The following is an 18315-nucleotide window of genomic DNA, read 5'->3' as shown; positions in this document are numbered from 1 at the left end:
CCGGGCCTGATCGTCACCCGCTGTCTGCGCGCAGTCCTCACCTACTCGAGTAGGCTCCGGGCTGTGCTCGCCACCGGGTGCCGCTGAGGCCCGGTCTCCCGCCGCGCGATCGACGCACGGCTGTCCTCCGAGACCACAGAGCGCGACGTCGCCAGCCGTGGCTCGCGTGAAGTGCGCCACGACTCTCCTGCAACTCCTGCTCTCCTCAGTCGGAGTCGTCGGCTTCGCGCGCGGGTGCGAGGCTGTTGCGGCCCAGATAGCCCGCGGCCTGCAGCTTGAAGAGGCGCGCGTAGAGGCCTTCGTTCTCGATCAGCGCGTCGTGCGGGCCTTGTTCGACGACGCGTCCTTCGTCGAGCACCACGATGCGATCCGCCATTCGCACCGATCCGAAGCGGTGCGAGATGAGCAGCACCATGCGCTGTCCGCGCGTCTGCTGGACGTGCTCGAAGATCTTCACCTCGGCGTCGGGATCGAGCGCGCTCGTCGGCTCGTCGAGCACCAGGATCGCGTCCTGCTCGCGCATGAACGCACGCGAGAGCGCGATCTTCTGCCACTGACCGCCGGAGAGCTCCTGGCCGCCCTTGAACCACTTGCCGAGCTGCGTGTGATAGCCCTCGGGCAGCTCCGACACGAAGTCGTGCGCGAGGCCGAGCTTCGCCGCGTCGATCCAGCGCTGCTCGTCGTACCAGTGCTCGACGTCGCCCGCGCCGACGTTCTCGCCCGCCTTCATCCGGAAGCGCACGAAGTCCTGGAACACCGGCGCGAACCGATGTCGCAGCGCGTGTACGTCCCAGTCGAGCACGTCGAGCCCGTCGAGGAAGATGCGCCCCCGCGGCACGTCGTAGAGACGCGTGATCAGCTTGATCAGCGTCGTCTTGCCCGAGCCGTTCTGTCCGACGAGCGCGATGATCTCGCCGGGCGCGATCGTGAACGACACGTTCTCGAGCGCCGGCACCGTCGCGCCCGGATACGTGAACGAGAGGTTCTTCACGACGAGCCCCGCGCGCGGACCGAGGCCCGACGTCCGCGTGCCGTCGACCGTGGCGATCGGGAGCGCGAGGAACGACTCGAGGTCGCGCAGGTAGAGGTGGTCGTCGAGCATCATGCCGAGGCTCGCGAGCCCCTGCGTCACGCCCTGCTGCGCCTGGCGGAAGATGACGAGGTACATCGTCATCTGTCCGAGCGTGAGGTGCTCGTTCACGGTGCGTCGCACGATCCACGCGTACGCGAGATAGAACGCCGCGGTGCCGATCAGGTTGAGCAGCGTGCCCCACCAATTGCGGCGCAGCGTGATCGCGCGCTCTTCCTGCTCGATGCGCGACGCGATGGTCCGGAAGCGCTCGAGCAGCGGCTCGGCGAGCTCGTAGAGCTTCACCTCCTTCGCGAAGTCCTCGCGCGTGAGGACCGCCTCGAGATACGCCTGCTCGCGCTGCTCGGGCGTGCGCCTGCGCTGCTGATCGAAGATCTGCTGCGAGAACGAGAGCTCCGCGACGAACGCGGGCAGACCCGCGAGCACGACGATCAGCACCGCCCACCACGAGAGCGCGAGCAGCACGACGATCGACGCTGCGAGCGTCACGAGGTTGCGCGCGACGACGAAGATCCCGGTGACGAGGTTGTAGGGGCGCACCCCCGCGTCGCGCCGCGCGCGCGTGAGCCGATCGTGCACCTCGGGATCTTCGAAGTGCGCGAGCTCGAGCGTCGTCGCCTTGGCGAGGATCATCTCGGCGACGCGGTTCGAGATGCGCGTCTTGAGGATCGCCTGCGCCGCGCTCTGCGCGCGCTGCGCCGCGACGAGCAGGCCGATCAGCGAGCCCTCGAGCGCGACGAGCATCCAGAGCGTCGGCTTGTACTGGCCCCATCCGGTCTCGCGCAGCGGGAGCGCGAGCACGACCGTGTCGACGATCCACTTGCCGACGTACGCGGCCGCCGCGGGCAGCACGCCGATCGCGATGGTGCAGACCGCCATCGCGATCGTGGCGCGCGGCGCGGCGCGGAACGCGAGCCGCAGCACCCAGAGGCTCGCCGCGATGCGCCCGCCGCCGTTCGCGTGACCGTTCGTGCTCAATCGTCGACTTCGAGGTTCGCGTGCTTCTCTGCCATGCGCTCGCTCAGCCGCTTCCCCTTGTGCGGGAAGGGCTGCTCGGGCACGGGCACGCCGAGGAAGGGCGCGAGCTTCTCGAAGCCGTCACCGCCCGCGATGTCGAGCACCAGGAGATCGTTCGGGCGATTCGCGAAGTAGCGCGTGACGTTCTCGACGTGGCGCCGATGCGCACGCTCGAAGCGCGCTTCGTCGAACTCGTAGCTCGCGTACACCGCCGCGCGCAGGAAGCGGCGGATCTCCATGTGCACGCGGTGCTCCTCGGCCGCGATCGGATCGCTCGTCGACGCGGCTTCGTACGCCGAGCGACCGGTCCAGTGGTTGCGACAGCTCTGCAGCCACGCCGGCGTGTCGCGCACCGTGAGCACGAACTTGCTGCCGGGGTACAGGCGATCGAAGTCCTCGAAGTACGGCGCCGTCGTGATGTCGGTCATGCCGTCGTAGTGATCGAGCAGCGGGAAGCGCGCGTCGCCGCGCACCAGCGTGTCGAGCGTCGCGCGATCGGTCGGGTAGTGCACCGTGTCGAAGCCGAGCACGTGGAGCGCCGCGGTGAGCGAGCGCGTTCCGGTGCGCGAGAGGCCGAGCCCGAACACCTTCGGTTTCTTGGGTGCCGGACCAAGTTTCGTCGGATCGCCGTTCACCGCTGCCTCGACCTCCTCCATCGTGACCTGTCCGCTCTGCTCGAGGCCCATGTTCCGGACCTCGACCTCCGCGATGTACGGGAGGTTGCGGATGTAGAGCTCGACGTGCTTCGCCTTCGCGTCCTCGGGGACCGTGCTCGCCGCGTGCTGCACCGCGCGGCGCGCGACGTCGTAGTCGGTGCCCTCGCCCCAGCGCGCCATCGACGCGCCGAGCCGCTTCTTCTGGAACTCGGTGCGGCTCCGCAGCTCGCGCAGCGCGTACTTCGCGAAGATGTCGGTGAAGCGCTGGAAGTGGTCGTGCAGGATGTGGAAGCTCTTGAGCTGCTTCTCGAGCGCGAGGTCGGCGAGCGCCATGTTGCGCAGGCGCGACTCGGGGCGGAGCACGTACGCGAGATCGTCGAGCGGCTCGGGGATGGAGCGCATCTTGTCGACGACGTCGATGCGCGTGACGTGCACGCCGCAGTGGATGCGCCCGCGGAAACGATCCCGCACGTAGCAGTCGACGTAGGGCAGCGTGTTCGCGTCGAGGAACGGACGCATGTCCTCGAGGATCAGGCAGTCCGCGTCCATGTGGACGACGTGATCGCAGTGGTGCTCGATCTCGAGCATCTTGCGCACCGCGAGCGCGAAGGGCTTCACGTCGCGGATCACGTGCGCGCGCGTCGGCTTCACGTGCTGCAGGGCCAACTGGAGCGCGAGGTCGCTCGTGCGCTCGCCGACGGTGCGGAACACGAGCTCGATCGGTCGCGCGCCCGGCGGCGCGTAGGTTCCGGGGAGCGTCTCGACGACGCCTTCTTCGATGCTGGCTCTCACGTCTCTCCGTCCCACGCGTACGCGCGGTTCAGGTCTCCGGCGACCTCGTCGAACGCGGCGCGCGCGTCGTCGCCCAGCTCGCGCTTCCAGCGCAGGTCGAGGACGATGCCGCGCGGATGCGCGCCGTAGTGATCGCGCGTCTTGTCGGTCAGCGCGACGACGCCGCCCTCGGTGCCGCGCATGAGGAACTGCGTGCCGTTGTTGCCGCCGAGCGGGTGCTGCTCGGTGGTCCACGGCGCGATCATCGCGGGCACGTAGTCGATGCCGAGGAACGACGCGACCTCGCGCATCGTGGGCTCGGGCGCGGACGCGAGCGCTTCGTAGCGCAGGCGCAGCACGGTGCCCGGGAAGCGCGCGACGAGCGCCTCGGTCGCGCGGATCTGTGCGGCCCAGTCCTCGGCGTGCTCGCGCGCGCTGCGCTCGGGGTACTTGCGCAGGCGCGAGCACACGACCGCACGTCCGTCGCGCGCGAGAAAGACGAGGTGGCGATCGACGTCGCGGTGCCCGAGCGTCTCGAGCTGCTCGTCGAGCCAAGAGAGGTTCTTCGTCGAGTCGACGACGATGCGCCGCCCGGTGCGGCGCACCAGCGTCGCGTAGAGGTCCTCGCCGGGCGCGCGCCCGAGCTCGCCCCAGATCGGACAGCTCGGGCCGCAGAGCTTGCAGACGCGCTTCTTGAGCGGCTTGCTCTCGTCGCCGAGGAAGAGGCTCTTGCGCGCTTCGCCGGCGTAGAAGACCTGCGGGTGCGCGCCGAGCATCAGGCCCAGCAGCGTCGAGCCCGAATGGCCCGCGCCACCGATGAAGACGACCTTCTCGCGCTCGCCCATGCGCCCGTCCGACGGAACCTCCGCGCGGCGGATTCTGCCACGTGGAGCGGTCGGCGCGCGCGATCGGATCCTCGCCGGACGGATGGCACGCGCTCAGCGTCGCGGCGGCGGCTGGGACTCGGGGCGGCGCGCGAGCAGCGCGAGCAGGCGCGCCGCGCGGCCGTTGCTCGGATCGAGCACGCGCACCTGCTCGAGCGCCTGCTTCATGCCCTCGACGTTGCGTCGCTCGAAGAGCGCGTGGGCGAGCGCGAAGAGCGCCTCGAGCGCGGCGCCGCGCATGTCGTGCACGACGTAGAGCTCCGCGATGCGCCGGAGCAGGAGGAGATCGCGCGGGTACACGAGACGCAGCGACTCGAGCTCGGCGCCGACCTGCGACGCGTGCCCGTAGCGAAGCAGCACGTCCATGTCGGCGAGCTTCCGATCGAGCTCGCCCGCCGGCATCTGCCCGTCCTCGCTGCCTTCCTGCGGGAGCTGCGGTGGCGGCGGCACCGAGGCCACGTCGGGCACCACGCGCGCGGCCTCGACGCGCTGCGTGGTCTCGGAGCGCTCGGGCACCACGCTGCGCCACGCCGCGTCCTTCGCGCTCCGGCGACGTCGCGCGCGCGGGCCTGCCGATGCGAGGATCTCCGCTTCGCTGCGCCGCACGGTCTGCTCGGGATCGCGCTCGGGCTCGGGCGGCGGCTGCGACTTCTTGTTCGTGAGCAGCACGATGCGATCGGTGCCGCGATCGCTGGTCGCGGGCTCGTGCTCCTCGGTGACCTCGTCGAGCTCGATGACCTCGTCGCTCTCGACCTCGTGCGTCGACGGATCCGGCTCGCTCAGCAGCGCCTCGACCGACGCGACCCACTCGGTGTTCGCGCGGCGCACGAAGTCCGCGAAGATGTCGTCGGGCGCGGGCTCGGCGTCGGGATCACGCGGTGGATCGCGGTGACGCATGGCGCGGCGAGATGGTGCCGCGCGCGTCCGCGCGAGAGCAAGCCTCGGCGATCGGACGCGCCCGCGACGTCGCGTGGGCCAATCGCGCGAATTCCGTCGACAACATTCGTCTGCCTGGTCATCGAACGAAGCGCCGGACTATCATCGCGACGAGGGAGGCGACGACTTGCTTCGAGCGACGAACACATGGGTCGCGGCGATGGCGTGCGCGTGCGCGATCGCGTGCATCGCGGCGGACGCGGAGGCCCAGGACGATCAGCGCGCGCGGCTCCACTTCGAGTCGGGCGCGTCGTACTACGAGGCCGGCGAGTACGAGGACGCGCTGCGCGAGTTCCAGCGCGCGTACGACCTCAGCCATCGACCGCAGCTCTTCTACAACCTCTCGCTCTGCTACCAGAACCTCGGCGATCTCCCGCAGGCCGCCGACTACCTCGAGCGTTATCTCGCCGAGGTCGCGGAGATCGAGAACCGCGCGAACCTCGAGATCCGACTGCGCAACCTCCGCGAGCGCATCGCGCGAGGGCAGACCGGAGCGCCCGAGCCGCAGCCCGAGCCGACGCCCGAGACGACCGAGCCTGCGACGACCACGACGGCGACGACGACCCCCGCCGAGACCACGGCCACGACGACCGCGCCGGTCGAGCCCGCGCCGCAGGCCGAGGCGCCGCTCAACGTCCCCGCGATCGCGGGGTTCTCGGTCGCCGCGCTCGGGCTCGTGACCGCGGTGATCTTCGGTCCCCTGACGATCGCGGAGGACTCGTCGCTCTCGAACGGATGCGGCGCGACGCGCTCGTGCACCGACGACGATCTCTCGACCATGCGCGCGTTCGCGGCGGTCACCGACGTCGGCCTCGGCGTCGCGCTCGCGGGCGCGGCGGTCGGCGTGATCTTCCTGATCGTCGGCACCGGCGAGAGCGCGCCGAGCGAGCGCACGGCGGGCGCGATCGAGGTGCTGCCGATGGCATCGCGCGACGGCGCGGGGATCGTGATCGGAGGGAGCTTCTGATGGGCCGCGCGCTGAGGACCTTCATCGTGATCGCGCTCGCGGGCATCTCGCTGCCTGCGTGCTCGGTGCTCTTCGACGGCTCGGACTACACGGGCGGGCCGAGCGATCAGGGCGACGCCGGCGGCAACGACGGAGGCACCGCCGACGCGCAGGCGCCGGTCGACGCCGCGCCCGTGCCCTGCGAGACGAACGACCAGTGCGACGACGACCAGTGGTGCGACGACGGCGAGTGCGACGCCTGCGACGAGGACGAGGACGGCTACCTGATCGCCGAGTGCTTGCCCGAGACGCCGATCGACTGCGACGACGACGACGCCGACATCCATCCGGGCGCCACGCCGATCTGCGCGAACGGCATCGACGAGGCGTGCGCGTCGACCGCGCCGGTGGACCTGCAGCTCAACGCCGAGGTCGACGAGCTCGGCTTCGTCGAGGCGCGCCCGATCCAGGGCCCGCCGAACCGACCGCATCGCCTGCGGGTGCGCGCGTACGGCGGCGAGCCCGGCCGCGCGCTCGTGCTCTGGCAGATCGACGACGGCCGCGGGACCGTGATGGTCTCGGAGCCCACCGTCGGTGCGGCGACGCTCACCTCGCAGACGCTGCACGAGCTCACGGGCCAGCCGCTGCCGACCGGCGCGAACAACATCGGCTACGACCACCAGGTCGACGAGGCCACGCAGACGAGCTTCGTCGGCATGTTGTTCGCCGATGCCGACGGCGCGATCCACGCGCGCAGCGTCGAGTTCCGCCCCGACGGCTGGAGCAACGGCGGGGAAGAGACGTTCTCGCCCGATCCCACGCAGTTCCAGATGTTCCGTGTGGAAGGCCAGCCCGCGCTCGTGCATCCGGCCGCCGACTTCGGGACGAGCAGCTACGACGTCGCGGTGGTGGGCTCGTGGCTCGAGGCGGGGAACCGCCGGCGCGGGCTCGTGCGGATCGATCCCGGCGCGGGGACCCTCACCCGCATCTCGCCCGACGCGGGCGAGGACCGATGGTCGCGCTCCGACGGACGCGCGGCGGTGTTCCCCGGCTACGAGGACGGCATCGTGGTGTGGAACGGCGTCGCGGGGGGCGAGCCCAACGGGACGCGCATCGTCCCGATGCTCCCGCTCACCGGCGAGCCCGCGGTGCACGTGCTCCGCGCGCCGACGGCGGGCCTCGTCGCGTACACGGTGCTGGTGCCGCAGGCGAGCCAGATCGAGATCATGCGCGGCAACTGCGCGCCCGACGCGCGCCTCTCCGAGTGCGGCTTCGACACCGCGACGACCTACGCGATGCCGTGGGGTGAAGGGCGTGTGAGCATGAGCTCGCTGCGCTTCAGCGAGAGCGCGTTCGGGCTGCTCTGGGGCGATCCGGGCGTCGGCGCGACCTCGCTGCGCTTCGCGAGCGTCGAGACCGAGCCGCTCCCGGACGCCATCGCGCCGATCGAGATCCCCGCGCCCGGCGTGGGCAACATCCTCGAGACCGCCGCGCACTTCACCTTCCAGCCGCTCGGGGCCACGGGCGGGATGATCACGATCGTCTACGCGTACGTGCGCGGCGACGGAACGATGGGTCGCGTGCACGTCGGCGCGGCGCGCGCCTGCCTCGGCAACGGCGGCGTCTGAGCCTTCCACGAGACGAGCGGCGCGCGGCCAGACGCTGCGCGCCGCTCGCGATCGTTTGAGGTCAAACGATCTCACTGTGGCGATTTCGGACGTGACATCGCGGGCGCGGTGACCATGAGTGTCGTGGACCCCCGATGGACGCACGAGGCCCGAAGCTGCTGGAGACGATCGCGCGCGCGCCGCACGTCGCGCTGATCCTCGATCTCGACGGCACACTGATCCCGTTCGCAGCGACGCCTGCTCAGGCGATCGTGGACCCTCCCACGCGCGAGCTGGTGTCGGGCCTCGCGGGCACGCCCGGGGTGAGCGTCGCGGTGGTGAGCGGGCGCAAGCGCGACGAGCTCGACGCGCGGCTCGGCGACGTGGCGGGCGTGCTCCTCGCGGCGGAGCACGGCGCGTGGCGGCGCGACGAGCGCGGGTGGGCCCAGCTCGAGCTGCACGGCGCCGATCCCGCGCCCATCGAGCGCACGCTGCGCAGGCTCGCGCGACCGCACGAAGGCGCGCTCGTCGAGCGCAAGACGTGGTCGGTCACGCTGCACTTCCGGCGTGTGCCCGAGAGCGCGCGAGAGGCGCTGATCGTCGAGGCGTCGGACGCGATCGAGACGTGGGCGCTCCATCACCCGGAGTACGAGCTGCTGGAGGGCGATCAGGTGCTCGAGGTGCGGCATCGCGGCGCGCACAAGGGCAGCGCGGTCGAGTGGGTGCGCGGGCACGTGCCGCCGGGAACGCTCTTCGTCGCGCTCGGCGACGATCGCACCGACGAGGACACGTTCGCGGCGCTGCACGACGACGACGTCGCAGTCCTCGTGGGCAACGCGGATCGACCCACGCGGGCGAAGGCACGGCTCGACGATCCGCGCGCCGTGCGCTCGTTCCTGCGCACGTTGCTGCGCGCGCGACAGGAGGTGGATCCCAGCGGCGAGCTCGCGTTCCCGCGCCCGCTCCCCCGCGGGGCGCGCGATGGCACGTCGCTCCTCGTGCTCTCGAACCGCCTGCCCGACGCGCCGAGCGCGGCGGCGGGCGAGAGCGAGCGCGCGCGCAACGTCGGTGGGCTCGTCTCGGGGCTCGCGCCGGCGCTCGCGGCGCGCGGCGGTGTGTGGCTCGGGTGGAGCGGCGGGCGTCGTCCCGGCGCGCTCGAGCTCGCGGTGGACGAGACGTCGAGCCCGGTGCGCGCGTCGTTCGACTTCCATCCCGAGTGGCACGCGCGCTTCTACAACGGGTTCGCCAACCGCAGCCTCTGGCCCATCTTCCATGGGTTTCCCGGGCGCGCGCGCTACGACGAGAGCGAGTGGCGCGCCTACGTCGAGGTGAACGACGTGTTCGGCGAGATGGCGACGCGCCTGGTGTCGCCCGGCGGCACGGTGTGGGTGCACGACTATCACCTGCTGCTCGTCGCGGCTTCGATGCGCGCGCGAGGTCATCACGGACCGCTCGGGCTCTTCCTCCACATCCCGTTCCCCGCGCTCGATCTCTTCGAGACGATCCCGTGGTCGCGCGCGCTGATGGACGGGATGCTCGCCTTCGATCTCGTCGGGTTCCACACGCGCCGCTATGCGCAGAGCTTCGTGCGATGCGCGGAGGAGCTGGCGCGCGCGACCGCGACCGCGTCGGGCGTGCGCGTCGACGGGCGCGAGGTGCGCGTCGGCGTGTTCCCGCTCGGGATCGACGCGGCGCCCTTCGAGGAGATCGATGCGGCGAGCGAGGGTGAGATCGCGGAGCTGCAGGTGGCGCTGCGTGGTCGCAAGCTCGTGCTCGGCGTCGATCGGCTCGACTACACGAAGGGGATCGTCGAGCGGCTCGATGCCTTCGGGCGGATGCTCGAGCTGCATCCCGAGTGGCGCGGTCGCGTGTCGATGCTGCAGGTCGCGGTGCCCTCCCGCGCCGACGTGCCGGAGTACGCGGAGCAGCGGCGCGCGATCGAGACGCTGGTCGGGCGCATCAACGGAGAGCACGGCGAGGCGCACTGGATGCCGGTGCGGTACGTGTATCGCTCGTACGGGCGCGGACAGCTCGCGGCGCTCTATCGCGCGGCGGACGTGGGCTACGTGACGCCGCTGCGCGACGGGATGAACCTCGTCGCGAAGGAGTACGTGGCGGCGCAGGACCCGACGAGCCCGGGCGTGCTGCTCCTGTCGAGGTTCGCGGGCGCAGCGGACGAGCTCGAGGGCGCGATCCTCACGAACCCTCACGACCGCGATGGGATGGCGCGCGATCTGGTGCGCGCGCTCGAGATGCCGGTGGAGGAGCGCATCGCGCGTCACGCGCCGATGCTCGAGCGAGTGCGACGGAGCACGCCCGAGGTGTGGGCGGACGCGTTCCTGCGCGAGCTCGAGCGGCGCTGAGCGCGAGAGGGGCTTGCGCGGGGGAGGGGAGCACGCGAGAGAATGCGCGCGTGCGGCCGGGCTCGAGAGCGAGCGTGAAGGAGCGAGCGCGGGAGATCCCGGCGCTGCTGTTCGCGCTCGCGTGGCTCGTCGGCTTCGAGGTCGGTCCAGCGCTGCACCTCGCGCGACACGCGTCGCTCGGCGCGCACGAGCACGGCGCGGGCGCGGCGACGCACTGTCACGACGGCGTCTGTCACGACGACGAAGGCAGTGAGCGAGACGAGCGTCCGGCGCCCGATCACGGCGCAGGGAGCCTCGAGCACGGAGGCCTCGCGGCGCTCGCGCCGGCGCCGGTCCTCGCGGCGCTGATCGGTCCGTGCATCGCGGAGATCGTCACCCCCGCGCGCGAGGTGGAGCGCGTCTCCGCGCCGCGCGTCGAACGACCTCGCGCGAGAGCCCCGCCCGCGAGCACGATCGGCTGAGCGCGCCCGGCGATCGCGACGATGTCGCGGTCGGCGCGCGGCGTCGCGTGCTCGCGTGGAGCGCATCGTGCGCGCCGCGCGCGCGTGCGATTCGAGATCGGGATCGCGATTCGCGATTCGCGCGCGTGATGCGCGCGCGTCGCGACGAGGGGAACGAGCGTGGTTCGCGCAACGGAACGAGCGCGCGCGCAGCGAGCGCGCGCCCTGACGATCATCGGAGTCGCGACGTGGCTCGTGCTCCCGCGTGCCCTCGTGTGCGCGCAGTCCGACGCGGAGCCCGTCTCGGATTTCCACGCCCGCGCGACCGCTTCTCCTCCTCCTCCGTCTACGCCCGATCTCCAGCTCGCTCCGTTCCGCGTCGTCCCGCGCCGCACGGCGGAGTCGTTCCTCACGCTCGTGCCCGGCCTCTTCCTGCTCAACCACGCCGGTGCGTTCCACGCGTCCACAATCCTCCTTCGCGGCTTCGACGCCGGCGAAGGTCGCGACCTCGCGGTGCTCGTCCACGGCGTGCCGATCAACGAGCCCTCGAACGCGCACGGTCACGGCTATGCCGACACGCACTTCGTCATCCCCGAGCTCGTCGACTCGCTCCGCGTCACCGAGGGCCCGTTCGCGCCCGAGCAATCCGACTTCGCGCTCGCGGGCAGCGTCGAGCACCGCCTCGGTGTTCGCGCGCGCGGGCTTCGCGTCCAAGGGGAGCTCGGCTCGTTCGACACGCGCCGTCTCTTGCTAGCGTGGGCGCCGGTCGCCGCGGAGCGCGGCACCTTCGCGGCCGTCGATCTCCGCGATGCGCGCGGCTTCGGCCGCCACCGCGCATCGACGTCGCTCGCGCTCAACGCGGGCTACGAGCACGTCGTCTCACCCGAGGTCCGTCTCGCGCTGCTCGGCTTCGCGCACTTCGCCGACTTCGACTCCGCGGGCGTGCTGCGCGCCGACGATCTCGCGGCCCACACGCTCCCGTGCGCACCGAGCGAGCGCGCCCAGCGCCTCTGCGCCTACGACGACACCCAAGGCGGTGCGTCGTCGCGCGCGCTGCTCATCGCGACGCTCTCGTGGACGCGCCCGGGCACGCGCCTCGAGCAGACGATCTGGGGCGGCTGGCGCCGGCTCCGCATGCGCGAGAATTTCACGGGCTTTCTCCTCGATCCACGCGGCGATCTCGTCGATCAGCAGTACGAGACCGGACAGGCCGGTCTGCGCGGCAGCTATCGCGCGACGGTGCGCGCCCTCGACGATCGCCCGCAGCACCTCGAGCTCGGGTGGATCGCGCGCCACGACGCGGGCACGACGCGCGCGCTGCGCCTGCGCGCGAGCGACGGCGCGCCCTATCGCGCCGACTTCGACGACACGATCGCGATCACCCACGTCGGCGCGCACGTCGCGGCCGAGCTCGACTTCGCAGAGTGGATCGCGCTCCGCGCCGCGCTGCGTGCCGATGGCTTCGCGTACGCGACGACCGATCACACCGAGCCCGAGCGCGATCGCGAGGGCGAGCGTCTTCCCTTCCGCACCACCGATGCGCTCGGCATCTCGCTGCAGCCGCGCGGCACGCTGCGCATCCGCTTCGCGCCCTGGCTCGAGTGGCAGAGCAGCGCGGGCGTCGGCACGCGCTCGTCGGATGCGGTCGCGCTCTCCGATGGCGAGCGCGCGCCCTTCGCGCGCGCGATCGCTATCGAGAGCGGCCTCGCGCTCGGCCTCGCCGATCACACCGCGTGGGCGCTCGATGCGCGTCTCGTCGGGTTCCACACCCACGTCGATCGCGAGCTCGTCTTCGATCCCGAGCGCGCGCGCAACGTCGACGCCGGCGCATCGAGCCGGCTCGGCGCGCTCGCCTCGGTGCGGGTGCGGGTCGCGCGATGGCTCGACGTGCTCGCGAGCGGCGCGTGGACCGAGGCGTTCCTGCTCGCGCCGAGCGCCGGATGGCAGGAATTCACGAGCGATCAGCGCCTGCCCTACGTGCCGCGCTGGACCGCGCGGCTCGACGTCGCGACCCACCACGCGATCACCGTCGCGGGCGAGACGATCACGATCGGCGGTGGGCTCGGCATCGGCGCGCTCGGCGAGCGTCCGCTCCCGCTCGGTCGCGTCGCGCCGGCGTTCGTGCTCGTCGACGTCGGCATCGTGGTGCGATGGCGCATCGTCGAGGTCGGCGCGCAGATCACGAACCTCGGAGACGCGGGCTGGGACCAGAACGTCTTCTTCTACCCGTCGAGCTTCGACGCGGGCGCCACGCCCTCGCGCCTGCCCGCGCTCCACGCCGCTGCGGGCGCCCCGCGCGCCGCGCTGATCACGCTCGCGCTCTTGATCGACGAGAGCGATCCCCTGCGCGGGATCGCGGAGGAGATGCCATGAGACGTCCGCTCGCCGTGCTCTCGATCGCGCTCTCTCTGGTCGCGCTCTCGTTCGTCGCGTGCGCGGGCACCAGCGGGCGTACGGTCACGTTCCCGGTGGTCGCGCGCGCGAGCGCGGGTCCCACGTTCACGACGAGCACGGGCTGGGACGTGGCGCTCGACGAGGCGTTCGTCACGCTGCGGGCGCTGCGGGTGCTCGCGGCCGACGACGAGCCGCTCGCGCGTCTGCTCTTCGTGCCGGTCGCGCGCGCGCACGGAGGCCACGCGCTCGCGCGCGGCGTGCGCGCCGAGCTCCTCGGGCCGATCGATCTCGACGCGCTCGATCCCGAGCCCGTCGAGATCGGGATCGCGCACGGCAGCGCCGGCCCGGCGCGCGCCATCGATCTCGAGCTCGGCGAGAGCGACCTCGTCGCGCGCGTGCGCGGCGTCGCGAGGCGCGGAGACCAGGAGGTCTCGTTCGACGACGAGCTCGTCGTGCCCGGCGGGCTGCGCCTCGAAGGGCTCCCGCTCGACGCGACGGTCGACGAGCTCGGCGCGCTGCAGGTCTCGATCGCCGTCGATCGCTGGCTCGATCAGGCGCGCTTCGAAGACGACGCGATCGCGCTCGCGTGGTCGCTCGGTGTGCGTGATGCCCGCGCGTTCGTCGTGATCTGGGACGAGACAGGAGGTGCGGAATGAGACGATGGATCGTGCTCGCGTGCGTGCTCGCGGGTTGCTCGCAGGCCCACGGAACGCTCGCAGTGCGCCTCGGTGGCGAAGCGGCCGCGGAGCACGGATGGCCGCTCGAGATCGACGGCGAGACCATCGCGTTCGCCGACGAATGGTCGCTCGAATTCGATCGCGTGATCGTCTCGGTGAGCGCGTTCTCGATCGCCGGAGGGGACGGCGAGCGCGTCGCGCTCGAGGTCGATCCCGTCGTCGCCGATCTCCACGGCGGACCGATCGAGGCGTGGCGCTTCGAGGCGATCGGTGCACGCCGCTGGGAGCGCCTCGACTGGCGCATCGCGCCTCCCACCGCGGGCGCGCGCACGCTCGGCAGCGTGCAGAGCGCGGACGTGATGCGGATGATCGACTCGGGCTGGTCGATGCTGCTCGAGGGGCGCGCCACGCACCCCGAGCACGGCACCTACGAGCTCTCGCTGGGCCTCGCGCTCGACGTCGACAACGTGGGCTGCGAGCTCGAGGACGGAACGCTCGGCATCGTGGTGCCCGAGGGCGGCATCGCCGACACCGAGCTCACGTTCCACCTCGATCACCTCTTCTTCGACGATCTCGGCGCCGAGCCCGAGATGCGCTTCGAGGCGTGGGCCGCGGCGGCGGGAGAGGACCGTGTGATCACGCTCGACGATCTCGCGTCCCAGTCGCTCGCGGATCTGCGCGGGATCGGCGGTGGGCCGCTCGGCGTCACGTACGATCCGGGCGCGACGCCGCTCGCATCGGGCGATCTCCGCGCGTTCGTGATCGCGGTCGCGACGAGCGTCGGCCATCTAAACGGGGAAGGTCACTGCGAGTACGACGTCGCGCGCTGAGCGCGGCGTGACGGAGCGAGAGCGCGGTCGCCAATCCTTCTGCACTCACCGTGCAACACCTTCTCTTGCATCTGCTCATCGCTTCGCTCTTCCTCACCGCGTGCGGCAGCGATGCCGGCTCCGACGATCCGACGACGGACGGCGGTCCCGGCGTCGACGCTGCGATCTTCGACGCCGCGGTGCTCGATGCATCGGCGCCCGACGACGACGTCGACGCGAGCACACCCATCGAAGACGCGAGCACGCCCGTCGACGCGCCGGCGCCCGACTGCGTCGGCAACGCGGTGTCCTGCTACGGCCGCGACGTGGCCGCGTGCGAGATCGGCATCGGCTGCATGGTCGTGCCGCGCTGTCTCGGTGCGGCCGAGCGCTGCATCGACCAGCCCACGCCCGACGAGTGCAGCGCCGTGGCCGGCTGCAGTTGGAGCGACGCCATGGGCCGCTGCGTGGGGCCCCAGCGCAGCTGCGCGACGTTCGACGAGGACACCTGCGACGCGCAGCCGGGCTGCTTCTACAGCGGCGTCTGCTCGGGTCAGATCACGCGCTGCGCGCTGCTCGACGAAGAGACCTGCGACACGCAGCTCGGGTGCAGCTGGGACCCGAGCTGAGCGTCCCGTTCACCGCTCGAAGAACGACACCTGCTGGAACCGCAGGCCCGCGAGGATCTGCTCCACGCGCGCCGAAGGCAGCGCTCCGATCTTCTCGCCCAAGCGCGCCTTCTCGACCGACGCGATCTGCGAGACGACGACCACGCTCTGCTTGGGCAGGCTCGCTTCGCCGACGTCGAGCAGCACGTTCCCCGGCTCGCTCGCGCGGTGCAGGTTCGTCGTCAGCGCGCACACCACGACGGTCGTGATGCGCGAGTGATTGAAGACGTCGTCCTGCACCACGACGTGCGGATGCGGGTAGCCGTTCGCGTCGTCGGGCGCGATCCAGAACACGTCACCGCGGTCGATTCGCACGTTCTGGATCGCGCCCCGGCGCTCACTTCACGACGATCGTGAGGATGCGTCCCGGGACGTACTGCTCCTTCACGATCTGCTTGCCCTCGAGCCACTTCGCGACGGCCTCGTCGGCCTTCGCCGCCGCGACCACCGAGCCGGCGCTCGCGTCGGCCGCGACCTTCACGCGCCCGCGGACCTTCCCGTTCACCTGCACGGGCACTTCGATCTCCTCGTCGACGCACTTCGCGGGATCGAACTGCGGCCACGCCGCGCGCTGCACGCTCTGCCCGTGACCCAGGCCCTGCCACAGCTCCTCCGCGATGTGCGGCGCGAGCGGGTGCAGCAGCTGCACGAGCACCTCGATCGCGCGCTTCGGCGGCTGCTCGATCGCGAAGAGCTCGTTGGTGAGCTCCATCAGCGTGCTGATCGCGGTGTTGAAGCGCAGCCCCTCGATGTCCTCGCCGACCTTTCGGATCGTCTTGTGGAGCATGCGATCGAGCGCCTCGCTCGGAGCCGACTCGCTCAGCGTCCGCGTGGACACCGTCCACACGCGATCGAGGAAGCGCTTCACGCCCGTGATGCTGCTCGTCGACCACGGCTTGGTCGCCTCGAGCGGCCCCATGAACATCTCGTAGAGGCGCAGCGAGTCCGCGCCGAACTGCTGCACGATGTGATCGGGGTTGATCACGTTGCCGCGCGACTTGCTCATCTTGTGGGCGCGCGCGTCGACCGCGATGGTGGGGTGCTCGATCAGCACGAAGCGGCCGCCGACCTTCTCGACCTGCTCGTCCTTCACGCGGACGGGCTGCACGCCGCTGCCGTTGCGCTTGTCGAGGTGCTCGGTCCCGCCGACCGGGTCTTCCTGCTCTTTGACGTTCTCGCGACTGACGTACATGCCGTCGGCCGCGACGTACGTCGTGTACTCGATCTCACCGAGGATCATGCCCTGGTGCACGAGCTTCGTGAACGGCTCCTCCACCGGCACCAGGCCCGCGTCGAAGAGCACCTTGTGCCAGAAGCGCGCGTAGAGCAGGTGCAGCACCGCGTGCTCCGCGCCGCCCACGTAGAGGTCGACCGGCAGCCAGCGCGTCACCTTCTCGGCGTCGAAGATGCGCTCGCGGTTCTTCGGATCGATGAAGCGCAGGTAGTACCAGCACGAGCCCGCCCACTGCGGCATCGTGTTGGTCTCGCGCGCGTACCACTTCCCGTCCTTCTGGAAGAAGCGCCAGTCCTTCGCGCGCGCGAGCGGACCCGCGGGATCGTCGCCCGGCTTGAAGTCCTCGAGGTCCGGCAGGCGCACCGGCAGCTCTTCGCGCGAGACCGCGATCGGCCGCGAGAAGTCGATCTTCACCTTCTCGTTCGGCAGCGTGCGCGGATCCCCCTCGCACTCCACCGGGAAGTAGATCGGGAACGGCTCGCCCCAGTAGCGCTGACGCGAGAAGATCCAGTCGCGCAGCTTGTACTCGACGCGCTTCTTGCCCTGTCCGCGTTGCTCGAGATCCGCGGTGATGCGCGTCTTGAATTCGTTGGTGCTCAAACCATCGTACTGGCCGGAGTGGCACGCGATGCCTTCGCCGACGAGCGCGTTCTCCAGCGGCGCGTTGGGATCGCCGTCCGGCTCGCGCACCACGCGTGCGATCGGCAGCCCGAGCCTCTTCGCGAACTCGAAGTCGCGCTCGTCGTGCCCGGGAACGGCCATGATCGCGCCGGTGCCGTAGCCCCAGAGCACGTAGTCGGCGATCCAGATCGGGATCGTCTTCCCGTTCACCGGGTTGATCGCGTACGCGCCGGTCGCGACGCCGGTCTTCTCCTTGTTCTCGCGGCGATCGCGCTCGCTGCGACGCTTCGCGCGCTCGACGTACTGCTGCACCTGCACGGTGTGCTCGCGCGTCGTGATCTGCGCGACGAGCGGGTGCTCGGGCGCGAGCACCATGAAGGTCGCGCCGAACAGCGTGTCGGGCCGCGTCGTGAAGATCTCGACCTTCTTGCCGGGGTGCCCGTCGACTGCGAAGTCGACCTCCGCGCCCTCGCTGCGACCGATCCACTCGGTCTGCATCACGCGCGTGCCCTCGGGCCACGTGACCTGCGAGAGATCCTCGAGCAGCCGATCGGCGTACGCGGTGATCTTCAGCATCCACTGGCGCAGCGGGACGCGGAACACGGGATGACCGCCGCGCTCGCTGCGGCCGTCCTTCACCTCTTCGTTCGCGAGCACGGTGCCGAGCGCGGGGCACCAGTTCACCGGCAGCTCGGCCTGGTACGCGAGCCCGCGATCGAAGAGCTCCAGGAAGATCCACTGCGTCCACTTCACGTACTCGGGATCGGTCGTGTCGATCTCACGATCCCAGTCGTACGAGAGGCCCAGCGACTTCAGCTGTCGCTTGAACGTCGCGATGTTCTTCTGCGTGGTCTCGGCGGGGTGCGTGCCGGTCTTGATCGCGTGCTGCTCCGCGGGCAGACCGAACGCGTCCCAGCCCATCGGGTGCAGCACCGCCGTGCCCTTCGCGCGCAGGTAACGCGCGACGATGTCGGTCGCGGTGTAGCCCTCGGGATGTCCCACGTGCAGGCCCGAGCCCGACGGGTACGGGAACATGTCGAGGACGTACGCCTTGGGCTTGTTCGGGTCTTCGTCGGTCGCGAAGGTGCGGTCCTTCTCCCAGAAGGCCTGCCACTTCGGCTCGATCTCGGCGGGCGTGTAACGTTCGTCGCGCGACATGGGAGCGAACGACTAGCACGCGGATCGCGGCGCCGGAAAGTGCG

At 71.0% G+C, this 18315-nt stretch carries 14 protein-coding genes; 8 read left to right on the top strand and 6 right to left on the bottom strand.

What is annotated here, in order from left to right:
* Positions 1 to 205: 205 nt before the first annotated feature.
* The 4 genes from I5071_RS13560 to I5071_RS13545 all read right to left on the bottom strand — a co-directional run bounded on the left by I5071_RS13560 (position 206) and on the right by I5071_RS13545 (position 5315).
* Entirely contained in the window at positions 206 to 2068 is a 1863-nt protein-coding gene (locus I5071_RS13560; RefSeq protein ID WP_236605863.1) for an ABC transporter ATP-binding protein, read from the bottom strand.
* Positions 2065 to 3555 (bottom strand): sulfotransferase family protein, encoded by a 1491-nt coding sequence (locus tag I5071_RS13555; protein ID WP_236605862.1) that lies wholly within the window; start codon positions 3553 to 3555, stop codon positions 2065 to 2067. Before I5071_RS13555 ends, I5071_RS13560 begins: the two co-directional genes overlap by 4 nt.
* Positions 3552 to 4379 (bottom strand): sulfotransferase family protein, encoded by an 828-nt coding sequence (locus I5071_RS13550; RefSeq protein WP_236605861.1) that lies wholly within the window; start codon positions 4377 to 4379, stop codon positions 3552 to 3554. The genes I5071_RS13555 and I5071_RS13550 overlap by 4 nt, the downstream gene beginning before the upstream one ends.
* A gap of 93 nt (positions 4380 to 4472) precedes the next feature.
* Positions 4473 to 5315 (bottom strand): hypothetical protein, encoded by an 843-nt coding sequence (locus tag I5071_RS13545; RefSeq protein ID WP_236605860.1) that lies wholly within the window; start codon positions 5313 to 5315, stop codon positions 4473 to 4475.
* A 166-nt stretch (positions 5316 to 5481) separates the two neighbouring features.
* On the opposite strand from I5071_RS13545, the gene I5071_RS13540 reads away from it, so the two are divergent.
* From I5071_RS13540 to I5071_RS13505, 8 genes are all read left to right on the top strand, one after another.
* Entirely contained in the window at positions 5482 to 6321 is an 840-nt protein-coding gene (locus I5071_RS13540) for a tetratricopeptide repeat protein (protein WP_236605859.1), read from the top strand.
* The gene (locus tag I5071_RS13535; RefSeq protein ID WP_236605858.1) at positions 6321 to 7928 is read left to right on the top strand and encodes a MopE-related protein; all 1608 of its coding nucleotides are present in this window, start codon (positions 6321 to 6323) and stop codon (positions 7926 to 7928) included. The genes I5071_RS13540 and I5071_RS13535 overlap by 1 nt, the downstream gene beginning before the upstream one ends.
* 134 nt (positions 7929 to 8062) lie before the next feature.
* Positions 8063 to 10270 carry a trehalose-phosphatase gene (otsB, locus tag I5071_RS13530; protein WP_236605857.1) on the top strand — a complete coding sequence of 736 codons (2208 nt, stop codon included), beginning with the start codon at positions 8063 to 8065 and terminating at the stop codon, positions 10268 to 10270.
* 74 nt (positions 10271 to 10344) lie between these two features.
* The gene (locus I5071_RS13525) at positions 10345 to 10731 is read left to right on the top strand and encodes a hypothetical protein (RefSeq protein ID WP_236605856.1); all 387 of its coding nucleotides are present in this window, start codon (positions 10345 to 10347) and stop codon (positions 10729 to 10731) included.
* Positions 10732 to 10890: 159 nt separating this feature from the next.
* Positions 10891 to 13083, top strand: coding sequence for a TonB-dependent receptor (locus tag I5071_RS13520; protein WP_236605855.1), 2193 nt, complete (start codon positions 10891 to 10893; stop codon positions 13081 to 13083).
* Positions 13080 to 13760, top strand: coding sequence for a hypothetical protein (locus I5071_RS13515; protein ID WP_236605854.1), 681 nt, complete (start codon positions 13080 to 13082; stop codon positions 13758 to 13760). Before I5071_RS13520 ends, I5071_RS13515 begins: the two co-directional genes overlap by 4 nt.
* Positions 13757 to 14611, top strand: coding sequence for a hypothetical protein (locus I5071_RS13510; protein WP_236605853.1), 855 nt, complete (start codon positions 13757 to 13759; stop codon positions 14609 to 14611). Before I5071_RS13515 ends, I5071_RS13510 begins: the two co-directional genes overlap by 4 nt.
* Positions 14612 to 14676: 65 nt before the next feature.
* Positions 14677 to 15219, top strand: coding sequence for a hypothetical protein (locus I5071_RS13505; RefSeq protein WP_236605852.1), 543 nt, complete (start codon positions 14677 to 14679; stop codon positions 15217 to 15219).
* A gap of 9 nt (positions 15220 to 15228) precedes the next feature.
* Here I5071_RS13505 and I5071_RS13500 read toward each other — a convergent pair whose 3' ends face one another.
* Positions 15229 to 15582 (bottom strand): type II toxin-antitoxin system PemK/MazF family toxin, encoded by a 354-nt coding sequence (locus I5071_RS13500; protein WP_419249652.1) that lies wholly within the window; start codon positions 15580 to 15582, stop codon positions 15229 to 15231.
* A 13-nt stretch (positions 15583 to 15595) separates the two neighbouring features.
* Positions 15596 to 18271, bottom strand: a complete 2676-nt coding sequence (leuS, locus tag I5071_RS13495; RefSeq protein ID WP_236605850.1) for a leucine--tRNA ligase — start codon at positions 18269 to 18271, stop codon at positions 15596 to 15598.
* Positions 18272 to 18315 lie beyond the last annotated feature (44 nt).

The organism is Sandaracinus amylolyticus (assembly GCF_021631985.1).
GTDB lineage: Bacteria > Myxococcota_A > Polyangia > Polyangiales > Sandaracinaceae > Sandaracinus > Sandaracinus amylolyticus_A.
Note: the sequence above shows the minus strand (reverse complement) of the source record. Positions and strands in the feature narration are given on the sequence as shown.

What these genes read in the sequence shown, in the direction of transcription:
- I5071_RS13550 (WP_236605861.1), bottom strand. Translation starts at nt 4,379, where the DNA reads ATGGGCGAGCGCGAGAAGGTCGTCTTCATCGGTGGCGCGGGCCATTCG.
- I5071_RS13545 (WP_236605860.1), bottom strand. Translation starts at nt 5,315, where the DNA reads ATGCGTCACCGCGATCCACCGCGTGATCCCGACGCCGAGCCCGCGCCC.
- I5071_RS13535 (WP_236605858.1), top strand. Translation starts at nt 6,321, where the DNA reads ATGGGCCGCGCGCTGAGGACCTTCATCGTGATCGCGCTCGCGGGCATC.
- otsB (WP_236605857.1), top strand. Translation starts at nt 8,063, where the DNA reads ATGGACGCACGAGGCCCGAAGCTGCTGGAGACGATCGCGCGCGCGCCG.
- I5071_RS13515 (WP_236605854.1), top strand. Translation starts at nt 13,080, where the DNA reads ATGAGACGTCCGCTCGCCGTGCTCTCGATCGCGCTCTCTCTGGTCGCG.
- I5071_RS13510 (WP_236605853.1), top strand. Translation starts at nt 13,757, where the DNA reads ATGAGACGATGGATCGTGCTCGCGTGCGTGCTCGCGGGTTGCTCGCAG.
- leuS (WP_236605850.1), bottom strand. Translation starts at nt 18,271, where the DNA reads ATGTCGCGCGACGAACGTTACACGCCCGCCGAGATCGAGCCGAAGTGG.